General features: G+C 68.4%; 15 protein-coding genes and 1 pseudogene. 10 read left to right on the top strand and 6 right to left on the bottom strand.

Translation table 11 applies throughout. The features are described 5' to 3' along the window. Window position 1: 1 nt before the first annotated feature. Together ACZ1DY_RS11055 and ACZ1DY_RS11050 are read right to left on the bottom strand one after the other, a co-directional pair. Window positions 2-1048 carry a WXG100-like domain-containing protein gene (locus ACZ1DY_RS11055; protein ID WP_465484259.1) on the bottom strand — a complete coding sequence of 349 codons (1047 nt, stop codon included), beginning with the start codon at window positions 1046-1048 and terminating at the stop codon, window positions 2-4. A gap of 6 nt (window positions 1049-1054) precedes the next feature. Further along, a complete protein-coding gene (locus ACZ1DY_RS11050; RefSeq protein WP_465484258.1) occupies window positions 1055-1357 on the bottom strand; it encodes a hypothetical protein in 303 nt (100 codons plus the stop codon). Window positions 1358-1533: 176 nt separating this feature from the next. Between ACZ1DY_RS11050 and ACZ1DY_RS11045 the strand changes: the two genes are divergently transcribed. The 4 genes and pseudogenes from ACZ1DY_RS11045 to ACZ1DY_RS11030 all read left to right on the top strand — a co-directional run bounded on the left by ACZ1DY_RS11045 (window position 1534) and on the right by ACZ1DY_RS11030 (window position 4257). After that, complete coding sequence (locus ACZ1DY_RS11045) at window positions 1534-2343, top strand: DUF4097 family beta strand repeat-containing protein (protein WP_465484257.1); 810 nt, start codon at window positions 1534-1536, stop codon at window positions 2341-2343. A 287-nt stretch (window positions 2344-2630) separates the two neighbouring features. Continuing rightward, complete coding sequence (locus tag ACZ1DY_RS11040) at window positions 2631-3887, top strand: HNH endonuclease signature motif containing protein (RefSeq protein ID WP_465484256.1); 1257 nt, start codon at window positions 2631-2633, stop codon at window positions 3885-3887. Window positions 3888-3935: 48 nt separating this feature from the next. Then, window positions 3936-4076 (top strand): annotated as a pseudogene (locus ACZ1DY_RS11035) (tyrosine-protein phosphatase); the annotation flags it as partial. A 13-nt stretch (window positions 4077-4089) separates the two neighbouring features. Next, entirely contained in the window at window positions 4090-4257 is a 168-nt protein-coding gene (locus ACZ1DY_RS11030) for a hypothetical protein (protein ID WP_465485841.1), read from the top strand. Window positions 4258-4390: 133 nt separating this feature from the next. Here ACZ1DY_RS11030 and pip read toward each other — a convergent pair whose 3' ends face one another. Then, a complete protein-coding gene (gene pip / locus ACZ1DY_RS11025) occupies window positions 4391-5326 on the bottom strand; it encodes a prolyl aminopeptidase (RefSeq protein ID WP_465484255.1) in 936 nt (311 codons plus the stop codon). A gap of 134 nt (window positions 5327-5460) precedes the next feature. Here pip and ACZ1DY_RS11020 point away from each other — a divergent pair, with 134 nt between their 5' ends. Further along, a complete protein-coding gene (locus ACZ1DY_RS11020) occupies window positions 5461-6540 on the top strand; it encodes a carboxylate-amine ligase (protein ID WP_465484254.1) in 1080 nt (359 codons plus the stop codon). Between the two features lie 12 nt (window positions 6541-6552). Here the strand turns inward: ACZ1DY_RS11020 and ACZ1DY_RS11015 are convergent, their stop codons facing one another. Then, entirely contained in the window at window positions 6553-7158 is a 606-nt protein-coding gene (locus tag ACZ1DY_RS11015) for a response regulator transcription factor (RefSeq protein ID WP_192746871.1), read from the bottom strand. Window positions 7159-7626: 468 nt separating this feature from the next. Between ACZ1DY_RS11015 and ACZ1DY_RS11010 the strand changes: the two genes are divergently transcribed. Continuing rightward, window positions 7627-8325: an AraC family transcriptional regulator gene (locus tag ACZ1DY_RS11010; protein WP_465485639.1), complete on the top strand. Its 699-nt coding sequence runs from the start codon at window positions 7627-7629 to the stop codon at window positions 8323-8325. A gap of 78 nt (window positions 8326-8403) precedes the next feature. Here ACZ1DY_RS11010 and ACZ1DY_RS11005 read toward each other — a convergent pair whose 3' ends face one another. Further along, window positions 8404-9399 carry a DUF1702 family protein gene (locus ACZ1DY_RS11005; protein WP_465484253.1) on the bottom strand — a complete coding sequence of 332 codons (996 nt, stop codon included), beginning with the start codon at window positions 9397-9399 and terminating at the stop codon, window positions 8404-8406. Between the two features lie 438 nt (window positions 9400-9837). On the opposite strand from ACZ1DY_RS11005, the gene ACZ1DY_RS11000 reads away from it, so the two are divergent. From ACZ1DY_RS11000 to ACZ1DY_RS10990, 3 genes are all read left to right on the top strand, one after another. Beyond that, a complete protein-coding gene (locus tag ACZ1DY_RS11000) occupies window positions 9838-10443 on the top strand; it encodes a response regulator transcription factor (protein WP_465484252.1) in 606 nt (201 codons plus the stop codon). Window positions 10444-10607: 164 nt separating this feature from the next. Then, complete coding sequence (locus tag ACZ1DY_RS10995; protein ID WP_465484251.1) at window positions 10608-11420, top strand: AfsR/SARP family transcriptional regulator; 813 nt, start codon at window positions 10608-10610, stop codon at window positions 11418-11420. A 47-nt stretch (window positions 11421-11467) separates the two neighbouring features. Then, window positions 11468-12154 (top strand): winged helix-turn-helix transcriptional regulator, encoded by a 687-nt coding sequence (locus ACZ1DY_RS10990; RefSeq protein WP_192745951.1) that lies wholly within the window; start codon window positions 11468-11470, stop codon window positions 12152-12154. A gap of 45 nt (window positions 12155-12199) precedes the next feature. Here ACZ1DY_RS10990 and ACZ1DY_RS10985 read toward each other — a convergent pair whose 3' ends face one another. After that, complete coding sequence (locus ACZ1DY_RS10985) at window positions 12200-12820, bottom strand: L-threonylcarbamoyladenylate synthase (RefSeq protein ID WP_005154159.1); 621 nt, start codon at window positions 12818-12820, stop codon at window positions 12200-12202. A 355-nt stretch (window positions 12821-13175) separates the two neighbouring features. Between ACZ1DY_RS10985 and ACZ1DY_RS10980 the strand changes: the two genes are divergently transcribed. Then, on the top strand, window positions 13176-15497 hold the full coding sequence (locus ACZ1DY_RS10980) for a sensor histidine kinase (protein ID WP_465484250.1): 2322 nt from the start codon (window positions 13176-13178) through the stop codon (window positions 15495-15497). Window positions 15498-15501 lie beyond the last annotated feature (4 nt).

Raw genomic sequence — 15501 nt, 5'->3', positions numbered from 1 at the left:
CTCACAGCGGCCGGATGGCGTCCGCCTGCTCGAATCTGTCGCGGCGATCGAGGATCGCCTTGGTGACGGCCTCCGGGGTCAACGCGCCCGGGCCGTACTCGTGCGCGAGGTCGATCCCCAGTTGCACGGACGCCTGGTCGGCGGGATCGGTGGGATGGCCGTCCTTCCAGTCGGCGGCGTTGGCGCCGGCGTGCAGGGTCCATTCGTCGATTCCGCCGAGGGTGCCGACGTAGCCGTAGTGGATGTTGGACCAGACGTCGTACCGGATCTGTCCCTGCAGCCCCGGCAGCGGGGTGAACGTGTTGTCCCCCGTGGTCATGTCCAGGATCCGGCCCTTGTGGTCCCACTGGGCGCCGGTGTTCACGAGGTCGTACCACGCCTTGAGCGCCTCGACCTTGTCGGCGATCGAGGTGAAGGGATTCACCTTGTCCTTCAAGAGATCCCGGATGTTCTGGAGCTCCGGCGACTGCCCGTTGCGCACCATCTCGTCGGTGATGAACGCGAGAATGGCGTCGTATTCGGCGACCGGGTTCTCCGAAGCGTTCTGAGTGGTGACGCCCGAATCGAGGCCTTCGACCGACGCGACGCCCGCGGTGAGCAGGTCCCGGACCGCGTTGGCCACGACGAGGACGAAATCGCGCCGTTCCTCTTCGTTCCGCATGTTCGCGTAGGGCCGCTCCCGGTCGTCGACCGTCGCGCGGATGGCCTCCTTCACCTGCGCGACCAGCGACGCGAACCGGCTGACGTGGTCGAACAGCTGCTGACAGCTCGTCCTGACGTTGGTGGTCGTCCGTATCGTGCCCTCGACGCGCTGCGCGAACATCTCGCCGGCCTTGTCCCGCCACGCGTCCCGGATGTCGTCCGGCTCGACCCGCACCGGCGCGAACGCCAGTGACGCGTCACGCCAGGCGACCGCGAGCGCCTGGACCCTGTCCTCGTCGGTGTCCGGCCAGGCCATCGCGGGCTCCCGGCTCCCCCGGACGGCTTCGATCTCGGCTCTGACGGCCGCCCACAATCCGTGGGCGTTGTTCGGCGGCGGCACGACCATCCCGCCCTACTTCCCGAGCCCGGCGGCGGCGTCCCGATCCGCCTGGGCATAGGTCGCCGCGGAGATCCTCGCCCCGTGGCCGTCGGCCTGCCACAGCGCCGGGAGCGGATCGGCGTGACTCAGCACCGAGACCTCCGACGGCCGGTATTCGCCGAGGAAAGCCGTGCCGAGCGGGTCGACGCCGATACCGGCCCGCTCGGTTTCGATGGTCCGGCGGAACTTGCCCCACTCGCGTTCCATGTCGTCACCGATCGCGACGAGTTGCGCCCCGATCCGGTTCACCGTGGTGATATCCATGTCGACGGACATCGGGCCTCCCTTCCCTTTCGGGCGATTTTCCGGCCGCTCGGCGAGGGCCGGGACGTCGTGACCTGTACCGGCCAGACCGTGTCCCCGGCGTGTCAGTGCCGTGGCGGTCCGGTGTCAGGACGGTCGGCGATCGTTGCTTTCACAACGAGAGATCACCACCACCAAAGGAGTTCGAAATGTCTGTCTTCCCCACGCCGGAGCCGATCACCGCCACGCTGACCATCGCCGGTGCCCGGGTGCGCGTCGCCGCGAGCGAACGCCCGGACACGGTCGTGCTGGTCGAGCCGATCGACGCCGCGAGCAAGTCGGACGTGAAGGTCGCCGCGAACACCAAGGTCGGCTTCGACGACGGGAACCTGTCGATCGAGACCAAGAAGGCGGGCGGCAAGAACGGTTCGGTCGCGATCACCATCGAGGTGCCCACCGGTTCGCGTCTGGTCCTGAACACCGCCTGGTCGGACGTCAACGCCGAAGGGCGGTTCGGCGACTGCGCGCTGGAAATGTCGTCGGGTCAGGTCCGGATCGACCGCGCCGCGGCGGTGCGAGGCAACCTCTCGGCCGGTGAGGTCGAGATCGGGCACGTCGCCGGGACCACGGACCTCGAAGGCGGCTCGGCCGGAGTGCGGATCGGCGAGGCCGGCGGCGTCGTCAAGTACTCGGGTGCGACCGGGAAGGTCTGGATCGGGCACGCCCGGTCCGACGTCGACCTCTCCGGTTCGGGCGGGAGCTTCGACATCGACCGCGCCGACGGCGACGTCGTCGCACAAGCCGCCAACTGCCCGATCCGCGTCGGACGGCTGTCGCGCGGTTCCGCCGAGCTGGCGAACGCGTCCGGCGGTATCGAGGTCGGCGTCGACGCGGACGCCGCGTCGGTGGATGCCAAGAGCACCAAGGGATCCGTGCGCAACTCCGTCGCCGCCGGTGGGAGCGTCAAGGTCCACGCGCGTACGCGGCTCGACGACATCGTGATCCACCGCGCCGCGTGACGCCGGTGTCCGAGGTGGTCGCAATCAGTCGGCTGATTGCGACCACCTTGCGCGTTGCTTTCGTTTGAAGTGGCCAGAGCAGGCTGACACCGGCGGCCGCTGGGGTTTCGGGGCATCGAGTGTCTCGATTGCTGAATGCGGACGTCTTTGACTTCTCTTCGCGGTCTTCGCGCACTTAAGGCGCTTCGCTGCTTTAAGATTCCTTCGCGGTTGCCATTTTTCGGCAATTCTCTCCGCTGGGCCGTTCGGGCTAGCGCAGGTGTTCGATTCGGAGTAGCTTTGAGGTCGTGGCCAGCAACGATGCACCCCAGGAGACGTCCACCGAGTGGTGGCGCGTCGACACCGCCACGCTGCATGCCCGCAAACAAGAACTCGAAGTCCTGAAGCGCCAAGCGGATGCCGAACAGAACGCGATCCTGGCGGAAATCAATTCCCGTGGGGTGCGTGGGTGTAGCGGGCATTCGACGTTGGCGGCACTGATTTTCGAGGACTTCCTCGTGACGGACAAGGAAGCCAGCGCCCGAGCCGACCGCGTCCTGGCCCTGCACCCCGGCCCGGCCATCGGCGGAGACCCCGAACCACCTCTGGCGCCCTTGACCGCCCAGGCCGCTGCCGAGGGGGCGATCGGCGGTGGCCAGATCGACGCGATCATCCGCACCCTGGCCCGCATCCCGTCCACTGTTCCGGAGGAGGACGTGCGGGCCGGGGAGGCGATCCTGGTCGAGCTGGCGCGCCGGGCCGGACCGCGGCAGATCGCCCGCGCAGGACGCCGCCTGCTCGACGAACTCGACCCCGACGGGAAAGAACCCCGCAACGAGGACCCGAAGGACACCCGGCCGGAGCTGCGGTTCGTCAAGCACCGCGACGGCACCCTCGGCCTCAAGGCTCGGCTCGATCTCGAAACCTACGCCCGGTTGAAATCCGACCTGGACCCCATGGCCAAACCCCACAAAGCCATCGACGGAGTCCGCGACTCCCGCACCCAGGACGAACGCTACGGAGACGCCTTCACCGACTACGTCCGACTGAAAACCACCAGCCGCAACCTTCCGGGCCAAGCAGGCGAAGCGACCCACATTCTCGTCACCATGTCCTACGACGACTTGATCAACGATCTCGGCGAGGCGCATTTGGATCTGGTTGGCCCGATCAGCGCCACCGAGGCGCGCATCCTCGCCTGCGACGCCCGCGTCCGCCCTGGCGTCCTCGGCACCGCCGGAGAACCCCTCGACATCGGCCGCTCTAAACGCACCGTCTCCCTCGCTCAGAAGTACGCGTTGACGATCCGCGACGGCGGCTGCGCTTTCCCCGGCTGTGACATGCCCGTACCCCGCTGCACCGCCCACCACATCGTCTTCTGGCGACACCACGGCGAAACAAAGATCGACAACCTCGTGCTCCTGTGCACCAAGCATCACCGGTTGATCCACCACAGCGAATGGAAAGTCCAAATCGCCCAAGACGGACTCCCCGAATTCACCCCACCCACCTACCTCGACCCCACCGGAACACCCAGACGCAACACCATGCACCTCAGAACATAGGCCGAACCCGGTAAACCTAAGCTCCCCGATATCGATGACCGCTCGCCCTTGGAGTCGCTCGATGAAGCCGGCTTGGGATGGCTGCCCAACGGCCGCGACCTTGGCGGATTACCCTCGGCCGATGGCCGGCGGGTTCGTTGCGGCGCGCTTTTCCGATCGGACAGCCACAACCGGTTGACCACCGACGGGATCGCCGCGGTCCATGGCGCGAGAATCGGTCGCGTCCTCGACCTTCGCGGGAACGACCGCACCCCTGATCACCGAGCCGGCCGAACAAGGCACGACCATGCCGGACGCCTACCGAACCATGCTGGACGAAACCCATCGCCGGATCGCGGACGTGTCGCCCGCTTCGATCACCGAGGATTAGGCACGAACGAAAGGCTCCAGCGGTGACACGATCCTCCGGACGCTGGCTCATCTGAACGACCCTGACGGAGGTGTGCACCCGTACTTGTTGAAGGGCGGAGCGAGCCCTGCGCAGCTGGAGTCGCCCTAAAACCTCAGACGGCGAACCGGTCCAGCGCCGCCAGCTTCCACGCTCGTTTCACGTCGCTCGAGTGATGTCCCGAGTCGTCGTCGATCAGCAACTCCGCGCCGGGCCAGGCTCGGGCGAGTTCCCAGGCCGTGTCCACCGGGCAGCTCAGGTCCCGCCGTCCGTGGATCAGCACGCCGGGAATGTCCCGCAACAGACCGGCGTCGCGGATCAGCGCGCCGGGCTCCAGCCAGCCCGCGTGGGAGTAGTAGTGCGTGACGATACGGGCGAACGCGAGTTCCCATTCGCCGATCGGTCCATTGTGGATGGTCGCGCCGGGCTCCAGTGACAGCACGGTGTCTTCCCAGACGAGCCAGGAGCGGGCGGCCTCGGTCCGCACCCGGATGTCGGGATCGTCCATGAGCCGCGCGTAGGCGGCGACGAGGTCGCCGGTGAGATCACCGCGGAAGCGGGCCCATTCCTCGGGGAAGAACCGGCCGACGCCGTGATACAGCCAGTCGATCTCCGACGGCCGTGTCGTGCTGATGGCGCTGACGATGATCTCGGTGACCCGCTCCGGGTGCCGTTCGGCGTAGGCGAGCGCGAGCGTCGTGCCCCACGAACCTCCGGTGACGAGCCAGCGTTCGATCCCCAGATGCTTCCGCAGCCGCTCCATGTCGGCGACGAGATGATCCGTCGTGTTGTGCCGGAGGCCGGTCGTCGGGTCGCTCGCGTGCGGGGTGCTGCGGCCGCAGCCACGCTGATCGAACAGCACCGCACGGTAGCGGGCCGGGTCGAACATCCGCCGCATGCCCGGCGTACAGCCCTGTCCGGGGCCGCCGTGCAGCATGACCGCCGGCTTCCCGGCCGGATTCCCGCAGGTCTCCCAGTAGACGAGATTGCCGTCGCCTACATCGAGCAGCCCGCTGTCGTAGGGCTCGGCCGGTGGATACAGATCGATCATGAACCATAGGCTAGACCGTCAGTGAGGCCACGAAACACTTTCGCCGCAACGAAGTTCAGCACACCGGCCCTTTCCTCTCCGCGCCCGAGAGGGCAGATTCAGTGACACCGGCGAAAACCACGGAACGGGGAACCATGTTCACCCTTGGTGTGGAAGAAGAGTTCGTCCTGCTCGACCCGGTGGACGGCTCGGTCGCGTTGCGGGCCCCCGAAATACTCGAGAGCCTCCCACCCGGGCCGGATGTCTCCGGTGAGCTGATGCGGTTCCAGATCGAGACCGCGACCGGCGTCTGCCGCGGCCTGGACGAGGTGCGCTCGGAACTGACGCGGCTGCGGCAGATCGTCGCGACGGCGGCAAGGGCCGACGGGTGCCTGATGGCGGCGACGGGGATCCCGCCCGGCGGCCTGCGGGGAGACACGCTCACCCCCGAGCCCCGGTACCGGCGGATGGCGCAGGCGTTCCCGGACCTGATCCGCCAGGCGGGGACCTGCGCCTGCCATGTGCACGTCGGTGTCCCGTCGCGGGATCTGGGCGCACGGGTTCTCGCCGGGCTGCGGCCGTGGCTCGCGCCGTTACTGGCGCTCAGTGTCAACTCCCCGGTCGAGAACGGCGCCGACTCCGGCTGGTCGAGCAGGCGCTTCCCGCTCTGGGACCGATGGCCGACGGCCCGGCCACCCGACGAATGGTCCGGCGCGGCCGCGTACGACCGGAGCATCGGGGAGGCCGTGCGCGACGGTGCCGCCCTCGACGCGGCGGGGGTGTACTTCTACGCCCGCCTTTCCCCTCGATATCCCACGGTCGAGGTGCGGATCGCCGACGTCTGCCTGTCGGTCGACGACGCGGTGCTGCTCGCCGCGCTGGTGCGCGGGCTGGTCGCGACCTGCGCGGCGACGACGAGGCCGCCGCGCGCCCGCGGTACCCGGATCGGCGCTGCCTTGACGGCGGCCGCGCGCCGGGGGCTGGACGGGCCGGGCGTCGACGTCTTCACCGGCGGGGAGGCCGATCAGCGCGATCTGCTCGGCGAACTCGTCGAATTCGTCCGGCCGGCGCTCAGGGCGGCGGGTGACGAGGAGGACGTCGAACGTGGGCTGGAGGCGCTGTTCGACCACGGCACCGGCGCGGCCCGGCAACGCCGACTGCTCGCGGAAGCGGCTTCCACCGGCGAGTTCGCCGCGGAGCTCGCCCACGCCACGATGACCGTCCCGGCCAGGTGAGCCGCCTCGGCGTCACAGCCAGCCGGACTCCCTGGCGATCCGCACCGCGTCGACCCGGTTGCGGGCGCTGAGCTTCGAAACGATCGTCGTCAGGTAGTTCCGCACGGTACCGGCGGACAGGAACAGCTCGGCGGCGATCTCGGTCGGGTCGGAGCCGACCGACGCCAGCCGGAGCACCTCGATCTCGCGGGTGGTGAGCGGGCAATCCTCGCTGTCCCAGGCGGCGAGCGCCAGATCGCCGTCGACGACGCGCCGTCCGGCGGCGACCCCGCGGACCGCGTTGGCGAGCCGGTCGGCGGGCGCGTCCTTGCGCAGGAAGCCGTTGACCTTCGCGGCCAGCGCCCGCCGCAGGGTGCCGGGGCTGCCGAGCGAGGTGAGGATCAGCGTGCGGACCCCGGGAAGCAGCTCGTGCAGCTCGGCGGCCGCGGTGAGGCCGTCCTTGCCCGGCAGGTCGATGTCGATGAGCGCGACGTCGGGGCGCGTGGACTGGGCGAGCGGGAGGATCTCGTCGCCACTCGCGCATTCGGCGACGACCTCGATGTCGGCTTCCAAGCCGAGCAGCGCGACCAGTGCCCCCCGGACAATGTGCATGTCCTCGGCCACCAGGACCTTGATCATCGACCCCATCTGCCTTTCCGCCCGCGTCGCTCCCCCGAGCCGACGATACTATCCTCACACACCCGTTCCGCGAAATGGAAACCGGCCCTTGACCACCGAGGGGTGCGCGGTCAAGAGCCGGTTCTGTGTTGTCGCGGGAATACGTTCTTCGCACCACGCCAACACGGTCGGGGGGGGTTCCGACGTGAATGCGCTACCAGGAATTCTGCCGGCGCCCGGCGCCGGGATCCAGTGCGCGCACCATTGCCGGACCGTGGTTTTCGCATGGCCGGGCCGTGCTCCGGGTGACCGTGAAATTTTCACGTCGTAGCGCACATGGATACATATCGTGCGATGAATCAAGCACTTCAGGAGTAGCGACGGCGAACAGTAGTGTCGGAAACCGCAAACATCCCAGAAATCCTCGAGCGAAAGGACGGCACAATGGATGAGACTGTCCGGCGAGCCGTGGAGCGCGCCATTGGGGCCATGCACGAGAAACTGGGCGAAGAGCTCACTATCGACGACATCGCCCGCGCCGCGACCTTCAGCAAATTCCATTTCAGCAGGGTGTTCCAGCAGGCCACCGGCGTCTCACCCGGCCGGTTCCTGTCCGCGCTGCGGCTCGACGAGGCCAAACGCCTGCTGCTGACGACCTCGATCTCGGTCGCCGACATCAGCCATCGCGTCGGCTACAACGGTGTCGGCACCTTCAGCACGCGGTTCAGCAACCGCGTGGGCCTCTCTCCCTCCGCGTACCGCCGGCAGGGCGGCTTCCAGCACCGCCTGGCGGGCGAACCCCTGCCCGGCGCGAAGCCGGCGATCGTCCGCGGCTTCGTGTCCGCGCCGCCGGAGATCTCACCCGGTCTCGTGTTCGTCGGCCTCTTCCCGACCCGTATCCCCGAGGGCGCGCCCGCGCGGCACACGGTCATCGACGTCCCCGGCCCCTATCAGCTGACCGACGTCCCGGAAGGCACCTGGCACCTCGTCGCGCACTGCGTGACCGGGCCGCTCACGCGTCGCGGCACCGGGCTCACCGGGCACCACGGGCCGATCACCGTCGAACCGGGCGTCACCGCGCGGCTGGCGGACCTGCGGGTGCGCCCCAAGGGCCTGTTCGACCCGCCGGTCCTGCTCGCGCTCCCCGATCTGCGGCACCGGCCGCAGCCGGTCAGGCAGGCGGCCTGAGCCTCACCCGCGTGTCGTGAAAGGGCCGTTCAAGACGCCGGACGTCTTGAACGGCCCTTTCACGACATCCAGGGGCCCTCAGGCGGCCAGGCGGCCCGCCGACGGGGCGAGACCGTCCCGGATGTTCTGCCGCCACAGCTCGTACGCGGGCGTCCCGTCCGCGGCGTCCTCGGTGACCTCGGTCGAGTCGGCCAGGTCGACGGCCTCCTCGATGCTCAGCCCGGCGAGCGTCCGCGCGGCGAGGCGGGTGTGCGGGGGGACGAACGACGAGAACGTCCTCGCCTTCACCGCGAACACGACACCGAGACCGAGTTCGTCCTGGTATTCACCCGCGGCCTCGCGCAGCCTCTCCAGCCCGGCCTGGTCGCAGCCGCCCGCGAAGGTCGAGGCCAGCCCGACACCGCTCCACAGGTCCGGGCGGCGTCCGGCGGGGAAGCGGTCCACCGCCTCGGCGACCTTCACCGGGTCACCGCCGTTGATGAACCACAACGCCCGCCCGATGCCCTGGTCGCAGGCGCGGGGGAAGTACGCGGGGGCCCCCGCCCACGGGTACGGCTTGGGCACGAACTGCTCACCGACCCACTTGTCCGTGTCGAAGTAGGCACGATCGAAGGCGTAACCGTCGACGGCCAGCCAGCTCATCGTCGGGTGGAACGGGACGCCGTCGAGCTCCGGCAGCACCTTCTTCCACAGTGGCCGGGGCAGCCGGGCCATCGCGAACCCGATGCCGATGTAGGTCAGGAACACGTGCGGGAGGCCGGGGCCGCTCATCAGTTCGGCCGTGCGGTCCTTCCGGCCGCCGGGCATCACGTCGAGGATGGTGAACGCCATCGCCGCGCCCTCGTAGGCGAACCCGCGCATCTCGGGCTCGACCATATCCAGCCGCCGTTCGGCCTCCCAGAGCGCCGGCGCGTCGATCCCCCATTCGAACCCGCACACCACCGCCTGCGGGATCGACTCCAGGCGTGCGGTCGCCGTCGTCGGCGGCACTCCGAAGCCGCGCCCCTCGAAACCGACCGAAGCCAGCGAAGGCGCGAACAGCACCTTACGCAGAGCACCCAGCAATGAGCTCATCACATACGTCCTTTGTGGATAGTGGCGAATTCGCGCGCGAACCGGCTCGTGCCGAGGACACCACGCCGCGGTCGCCACCGGATCGACGTCCGATCGAGGCAGGCACCGGTACCGCCGAACAGGCCATCTCCCGGCTCCGAAAAAGGACTGATTCACCCGTTCGCCGGATGAATTCACCGGAATGGAAAGTACTCAACAGAGGCTGAAAAGTACTCGGCAAACCTGTTTTACCGACTTCTTGCCTGACGGTGAGTAATCGAGCGCTCGCAGTTTTACCACACTCGAAGCCAAGCCATCGTCGCAGCTCACCGGATCGCCGATCATGGCGAACCTGCCGCCGAAAAATGCGCAACCTTGTATCGTGCGAATCAGATTCACTCTTACGGGTTTGCTGGCTACACTGAGAGTTACCGTGTTTCTGGGGAAGAGGAGGTCGGAGTGATCCGAGTCCTGTTGGCCGAGGACATGCACCTGGTCCGCGGCGCCTTGGTTGCCCTGCTGAACCTCGAACAAGACATCGAGGTCGTCGCGGAGGTGGGTTCCGGCGACAAGATCCTCCCGATGGCGGCGGAGTACCTGCCGGACGTCGCGATCATCGACATCGATCTGCCCGCCAAAGACGGGCTCACCGCCGCTTCCGAACTCTGCCAGCAACTTCCCGACGTCCGCACGCTGATCCTCACGTCGCTCGGCCGCCCGGGCACCGTACGCCGAGCGCTCGACGCGAAGGTCAACGGCTTCCTGCTCAAGGACGCGCCCGCCGACAAACTCGCCAACGCGGTCCGCTCGGTCGCCACCGGCCGCCGGGTCATCGACAGCGAACTCGCCTTGTCCGCATGGGAAACCGAGGACTGCCCGCTGACCCCGCGGGAGGCCGAGATCCTCCGCCTCGCCGCGAACGGGCGCACGGTCGCCGACATCGCGGCGGAACTGTTCCTGTCGCCGGGCACCGTCCGGAACTATCTCGCCACCGTGGTGACGAAACTCAACGCCCGCAACCGGGTGGACGCCATCCGCATCGCCCGCGATTCGGACTGGCTCTGACCCGGCTCGCGTCTTCTCTTTTGCCGCAACCGGTTCAGCGCTCCAAGTCGTGACGATCGCATACGGGGCAAAGAAAAAATCACGGTCCGCCGCGTGTTGCCGGCACTGTTCCGAAGGTTCCGCCTCTGTCACTGTCATTGAGGGGGAGTCCGGAGGGGCAGGGGATGCACGCGATGACGATCGAACCGGGTGACACGGTCGCCTCGACCGATGCGCCGCACGGCGTGCGCGCGCGTCTCCTCGGCCCGCTCGAACTGCACATCGGTGCCGCCGATCGCGCGCCGAGCACGCCGAAACTCCTGCAATTGCTGGCGATGCTGCTCATCCGCCCCGGCAGGACGGTCCACGTCGACTCCCTCGTGCACGAGCTGTGGAACGAAGCCCCGCCCCGCAGCGCCCGCCGGGCCCTGCACACCTACGTCCACCATCTCCGCCGTCACCTCGACCCCGGCGGCACCGGCGATCTGCTGGTCACCAGCCCGCCCGGCTACCGGCTCGAGATCGACGCGGGTGTGGTCGACGTGGCGGAATTCCACCGGCTCCACCGGCTCGGCCGTGAACTGCTCGAAGCAGGCGACGACGCGGCCGCCGCGCACGCCTTCCGTACCGCACTGGACCTGTGGTCCGGTCCCCCGCTGGCGAACATCCACTGTGGACCGACCCTCGCCGCCTACACCGTCTATCTGCTGGAGGAGCGGCGCGATGCCCGTGACCTGTGGATCGAGGCCGAGATCCGCGCCGGCAGGCACCGGGAGATGCTCGGCGTCCTGCGGTCGCTGACCACCGCGGACCCGTTCGACGAAACCCTGCACGCCCACCTGATCCGCGCACTGGGGCTCAGCGGACGACGCAGCGACGCCCTGGCGTCCTACGAGTGGCTGCGCTCCAGGCTCGAGGACGAACTGGGGGTGAAACCCAGCGCCGAACTGCGAGAGCTGCACCGCGAACTGCTTTCCGAGGGACACCAGGTCCGCTGACCGAGCACCACCGCCACCACCAGACCCAGGAATATGAGGAGTCAAGCATGACCGCTCGCACCTATGGCCAGTTCTGCGGCCTCGCCCGCGCCCTCGAGATCATCGGGGAACGCTGGTCCCTGCTCGTGATCCGTGACCTGGTGCTCGGCCCGAAACGGTTCGACGAGCTGCAACAGGGCCTGCCGAAGATCCCGATGAGCATCCTGTCGACCCGGCTCAACGAGCTGGAGCGGCACGGTGTCGTCCAGCGCCGGGTGCTCTCGCAGCTCGACGCCGGGGTGGTCTACGAGCTGACCGAGTACGGCAACGACCTCGACCAGATCGTGCTGCAGCTGGGCCTGTGGGGCGCCCGCTCGCTCGGCGACCCGACGGCCGACGACCTGTTCACCCTCGACTCGGCCGTCCTGTCGCTGTACACCACGTTCCAGCCGGACGCGGCCCGCGGCGTGCACTGCGCGTTCGAGATGCACTACGGCGGCGAGATGGTCGTCCACGCGGTGGTCGAGGACGGCGCGCTGACCGCGGGCGAGGGCCCGCACCCGGACCCGGACCTCGTCATCGAGCCGCGCGGCCCGGTCATGCTGAAGCTGCTGAACGGCGAGATGGACGCCGCGAGCGCGCTCACCAGCGGCGCCGTGGCCGTCAAGGGCGATCCGGAGAAGCTGGAGCTGTTCACCCGCATGTTCCACATCCCCTCGGCCCCGGCGAAGTCCGAAGGGCTCGTCACGCACTGAGGACGTTCTCCAGCGGCGGGACCGGAACACCGGTCCCGCCGTTTCCTATTCGAACCGCGAGGTGTCGCCGGCGCCCCGCCGCACGATCTCCGGTTCCCCGGACGAGAAATCGATGACCGTGGTGGGTTCGACCCCGCAGTCACCGGAGTCGATCACCGCGTCCACCACGTGTTCCAGATGTTCCTTGATGTCCCAGCCCTGGGTCATCGGCTCCTCCTGGTCGGGCAGCAGCAGCGTGCTCGACAACAGCGGCTCGCCGAGTTCGCCCAGCAGCGCCTGGGTGACCACGTGGTCCGGGATGCGCACGCCGACGGTCTTCTTCTTGGCGTGCAGCAGCCGTCGCGGAACCTCCTTGGTGGCCGGGAGGATGAACGTGTAGCTGCCGGGCGTGGAAGCCTTGACCGCGCGGAAGACCGCGTTGTCCACGTGCACGAACTGGCCCAGCTGAGCGAAATCCTGGCACACCAGGGTGAAATGGTGGCGGTCGTCGAGTTTGCGGATGCTCCGGATGCGGTCGATGCCCTGCTTGTTCCCCAGCTGGCAGCCGAGGGCGAAGCAGGAGTCCGTCGGATACGCGATGAGCCCGTCTTCGCGCAGGATGTCGACGACCTGTCCGATCGCGCGCCGTTGCGGATTTTCCGGGTGTACGTCGAAATACCTGGCCATGCGCAGAGCTTAAGGCCACCCGTTCCCTTCCGCCCGCGAGGGCGCCGCGTACACAGTGGATCTCCGCGGCGCCCGTTCCCGGCCGCCGCGTCTTCCATCGTGGCATGTTCCGCGATGAACGGGGTGGTGCGAACAGCCCACACCCGTGCGGGTGAACGCCGGAGTTTTTCCCGTCCCCAGCAGGGAAAGCGTCCCCCTGTTCGCCGTCCTTCCGTCGTCCGAAGAGACCGGCCCGGGTAACGAACATGGGTTATGATCCGAATCATAGCGATGGAAGGCCGTGTCACGGCCCGGGCCGTCGCGAAGGGGGAACGCGACCAGATCGAGCCGTCTTTCTGTTACCACTGGGGTGCCTGTGCCGGACCAGCTCGCTGTGACCGCCGAACCTCTCGGAACCGCTGGCATCGACCGGCGTCCTCGCCGGGCGCTGTTCCTCGCCGGGCTGGTCATCACCGTCGTCTTCGTCAACGCCTGCCTCTTCGGCCTGCTCGGCGTCCTGCTTCAGCCTGGGATGGACCTGCAGCACGGCTTACTGGCCGTGCTGTACGTCGGGCCCGTGCTCGCGATCCAGCTGCTGTACTTCAGCCGTCCGGCGATCCCCCTGGACACCCGGTGGGCGAAGGCGACTCTGGGGGTCCAGACCGGTCTCGCCTATCTGCCGGTCCTGCACTTCGACGAGGCGCTGACCTCGCTGACCACCATCGCGGCGGGCAGTTCGCTGCTGATCCTCCGCCCGCGAGTCGGCTGGCCGGTGTTCACCACCCTCATCGCGGCCACATCGTGGATCCTGTGGTTCTATGCCGACTCCGCGCTCGGAGCGACGATCGACACGATCAGCGCGGTGGTCTACGGGCTGGTCACGTATCTGCTGACCTGGCTCGCGAGGCTGGTGAACGAACTGCATCAGGCCCGCACCGAACTGGCGAGGCGGGCCGTGGCGGAGCAGAGGCTGGCCTTCGCCAAGGATCTGCACGACCTGCTCGGGCTCGGCCTGTCCGCGATCTCGCTCAAGGGCGAACTGGTGCACCGACTCCTGCGCAAGTCACCGCGGCGGGCGCGCGAGGAGCTGGCCGAGATCACCGGGATCGCGCAGCGCACGCTGTCCGACGTGCGGTCGGTGGCCAGGGGGTACCGTGAGCTGTCGCTGGACAAGGAATCGCGCACCGCGGTGTCGTTGCTTTCAGCCTCGAACGTCGCGGTGCGGGTCGATCTCGAGCAGGTCGAGCTGCCGGTGAAGCTGCGCACCTTGCTGGCGAAGGTGCTGCGAGAGGGCGTCACGAACGTGCTCCGCTACACCGGCGTCCAGCACTGCGAGATCGCCGTGCGCACCAGCGAGGGCCGCGTCGCGCTGGAGATCGTCCACGACGGCACGGCGCACGAGGACGTCCCGGCGGAGACGGCCGAGAGCCTCCGCGAGGTGACGGACGAGATCATCGGACACGGCGGGACGCTCAGCGCGGGTCCCGACTCGACCGGACGATGGCGCCTCCATGCCGAACTGCCGGTGCCCGAGCAGGCCGACCCCGCCGAAGCAGCACTGGCGCGGAGTCCCAGTCACTGGTCCCGGATCGACGCCAGGAACGTCCAGTGGATGCTGACGGCGGTCTTCATCGCCTTCGGTCTCTCGGCCATGTCCCGGGTGTTCAACCTGACCGGGGACGGCTGGCGCATCGCGCTCATCGCCGGCCCCATCACCGCACTCGTCACCCTGCAACTGGCCTATTTCGCCCGGCCGAACGTCCGGCTGCGCTCACGGCGGAGCTACGCGCTGCTGTTCGTTCAGGCCTGTCTGGTCTTTCTGCCGCTGATCCCGCTCGGGCACGCCTGGGTGAGCCTGCCCAGCCTGTTCGCCGGCACCGCCCTGCTGGTGCTGCCGCCGATCGCGGGATGGGCCGCGTTCGCCGCGACGGTCGCCGGGCCCGTGCTCATCCGGATCGATTCCGGCGCCGGCTTCCTCGACGCGTTCAACACCTTCGCGTCCCAAGTGAACACCGGCCTGATGGTCTTCGGGCTCATCTGGCTGACCCGGCTGGTGACCGAACTGGGTGAGACCAGGAAACGGCTCGCCGAGGTCGCGGTCGCCGAGGAACGGCTGCGCTTCGCCCGCGACCTGCACGACCTGCTCGGCATGAGCCTCTCGGCGATCGCGCTGAAGAGCGAGCTGACCAGCCGGATCATGGATATCGACACCACGCGGGCCTCCGACGAGCTACTGGAGATCCTCGGTCTGACCCGGCAGGCACTGACCGACGTACGCTCGGTGGCGAGCGGCTACCGCGAACTGTCGCTGGACAAGGAGTCGCGGTCCGCACAGGCGGTGCTGACGGCCGCTGACGTCCAGGTGCGGCTGGAGATGGAGCACGGGGATCTGCCTGCCCCGGTGCGCACGGTGCTGGCCGTGGTGCTGCGCGAGAGCGTGACGAACGTGTTGCGGCACAGCAAGGTTGAACGATGCGAGATCGCGGTGCGGCGGGTCGGCAACGGGGTCGCGCTGGACATCGTCAACGACGGCGTCGAAAACGGGCGATCCCTGAATCCGGGCAAGCCTGCGCGGGTCGAGGTCGCGGGCAGTGGCATCACGAACATGTCGGATCGCGTCGCCGGCCTGGGCGGCGAGTTGACCGCCGGTGTCGAGGCCGACGGACGGTTCCGGTTGCGTGCCGTCGTGCCTGTATAGACCG

The sequence above is a fragment of the Amycolatopsis sp. PSD-21 genome (assembly GCF_055561455.1).
The sequence above is the reverse complement of the archived record's forward strand: the minus strand, read 5'-3'. Positions and strand labels throughout refer to the sequence as shown.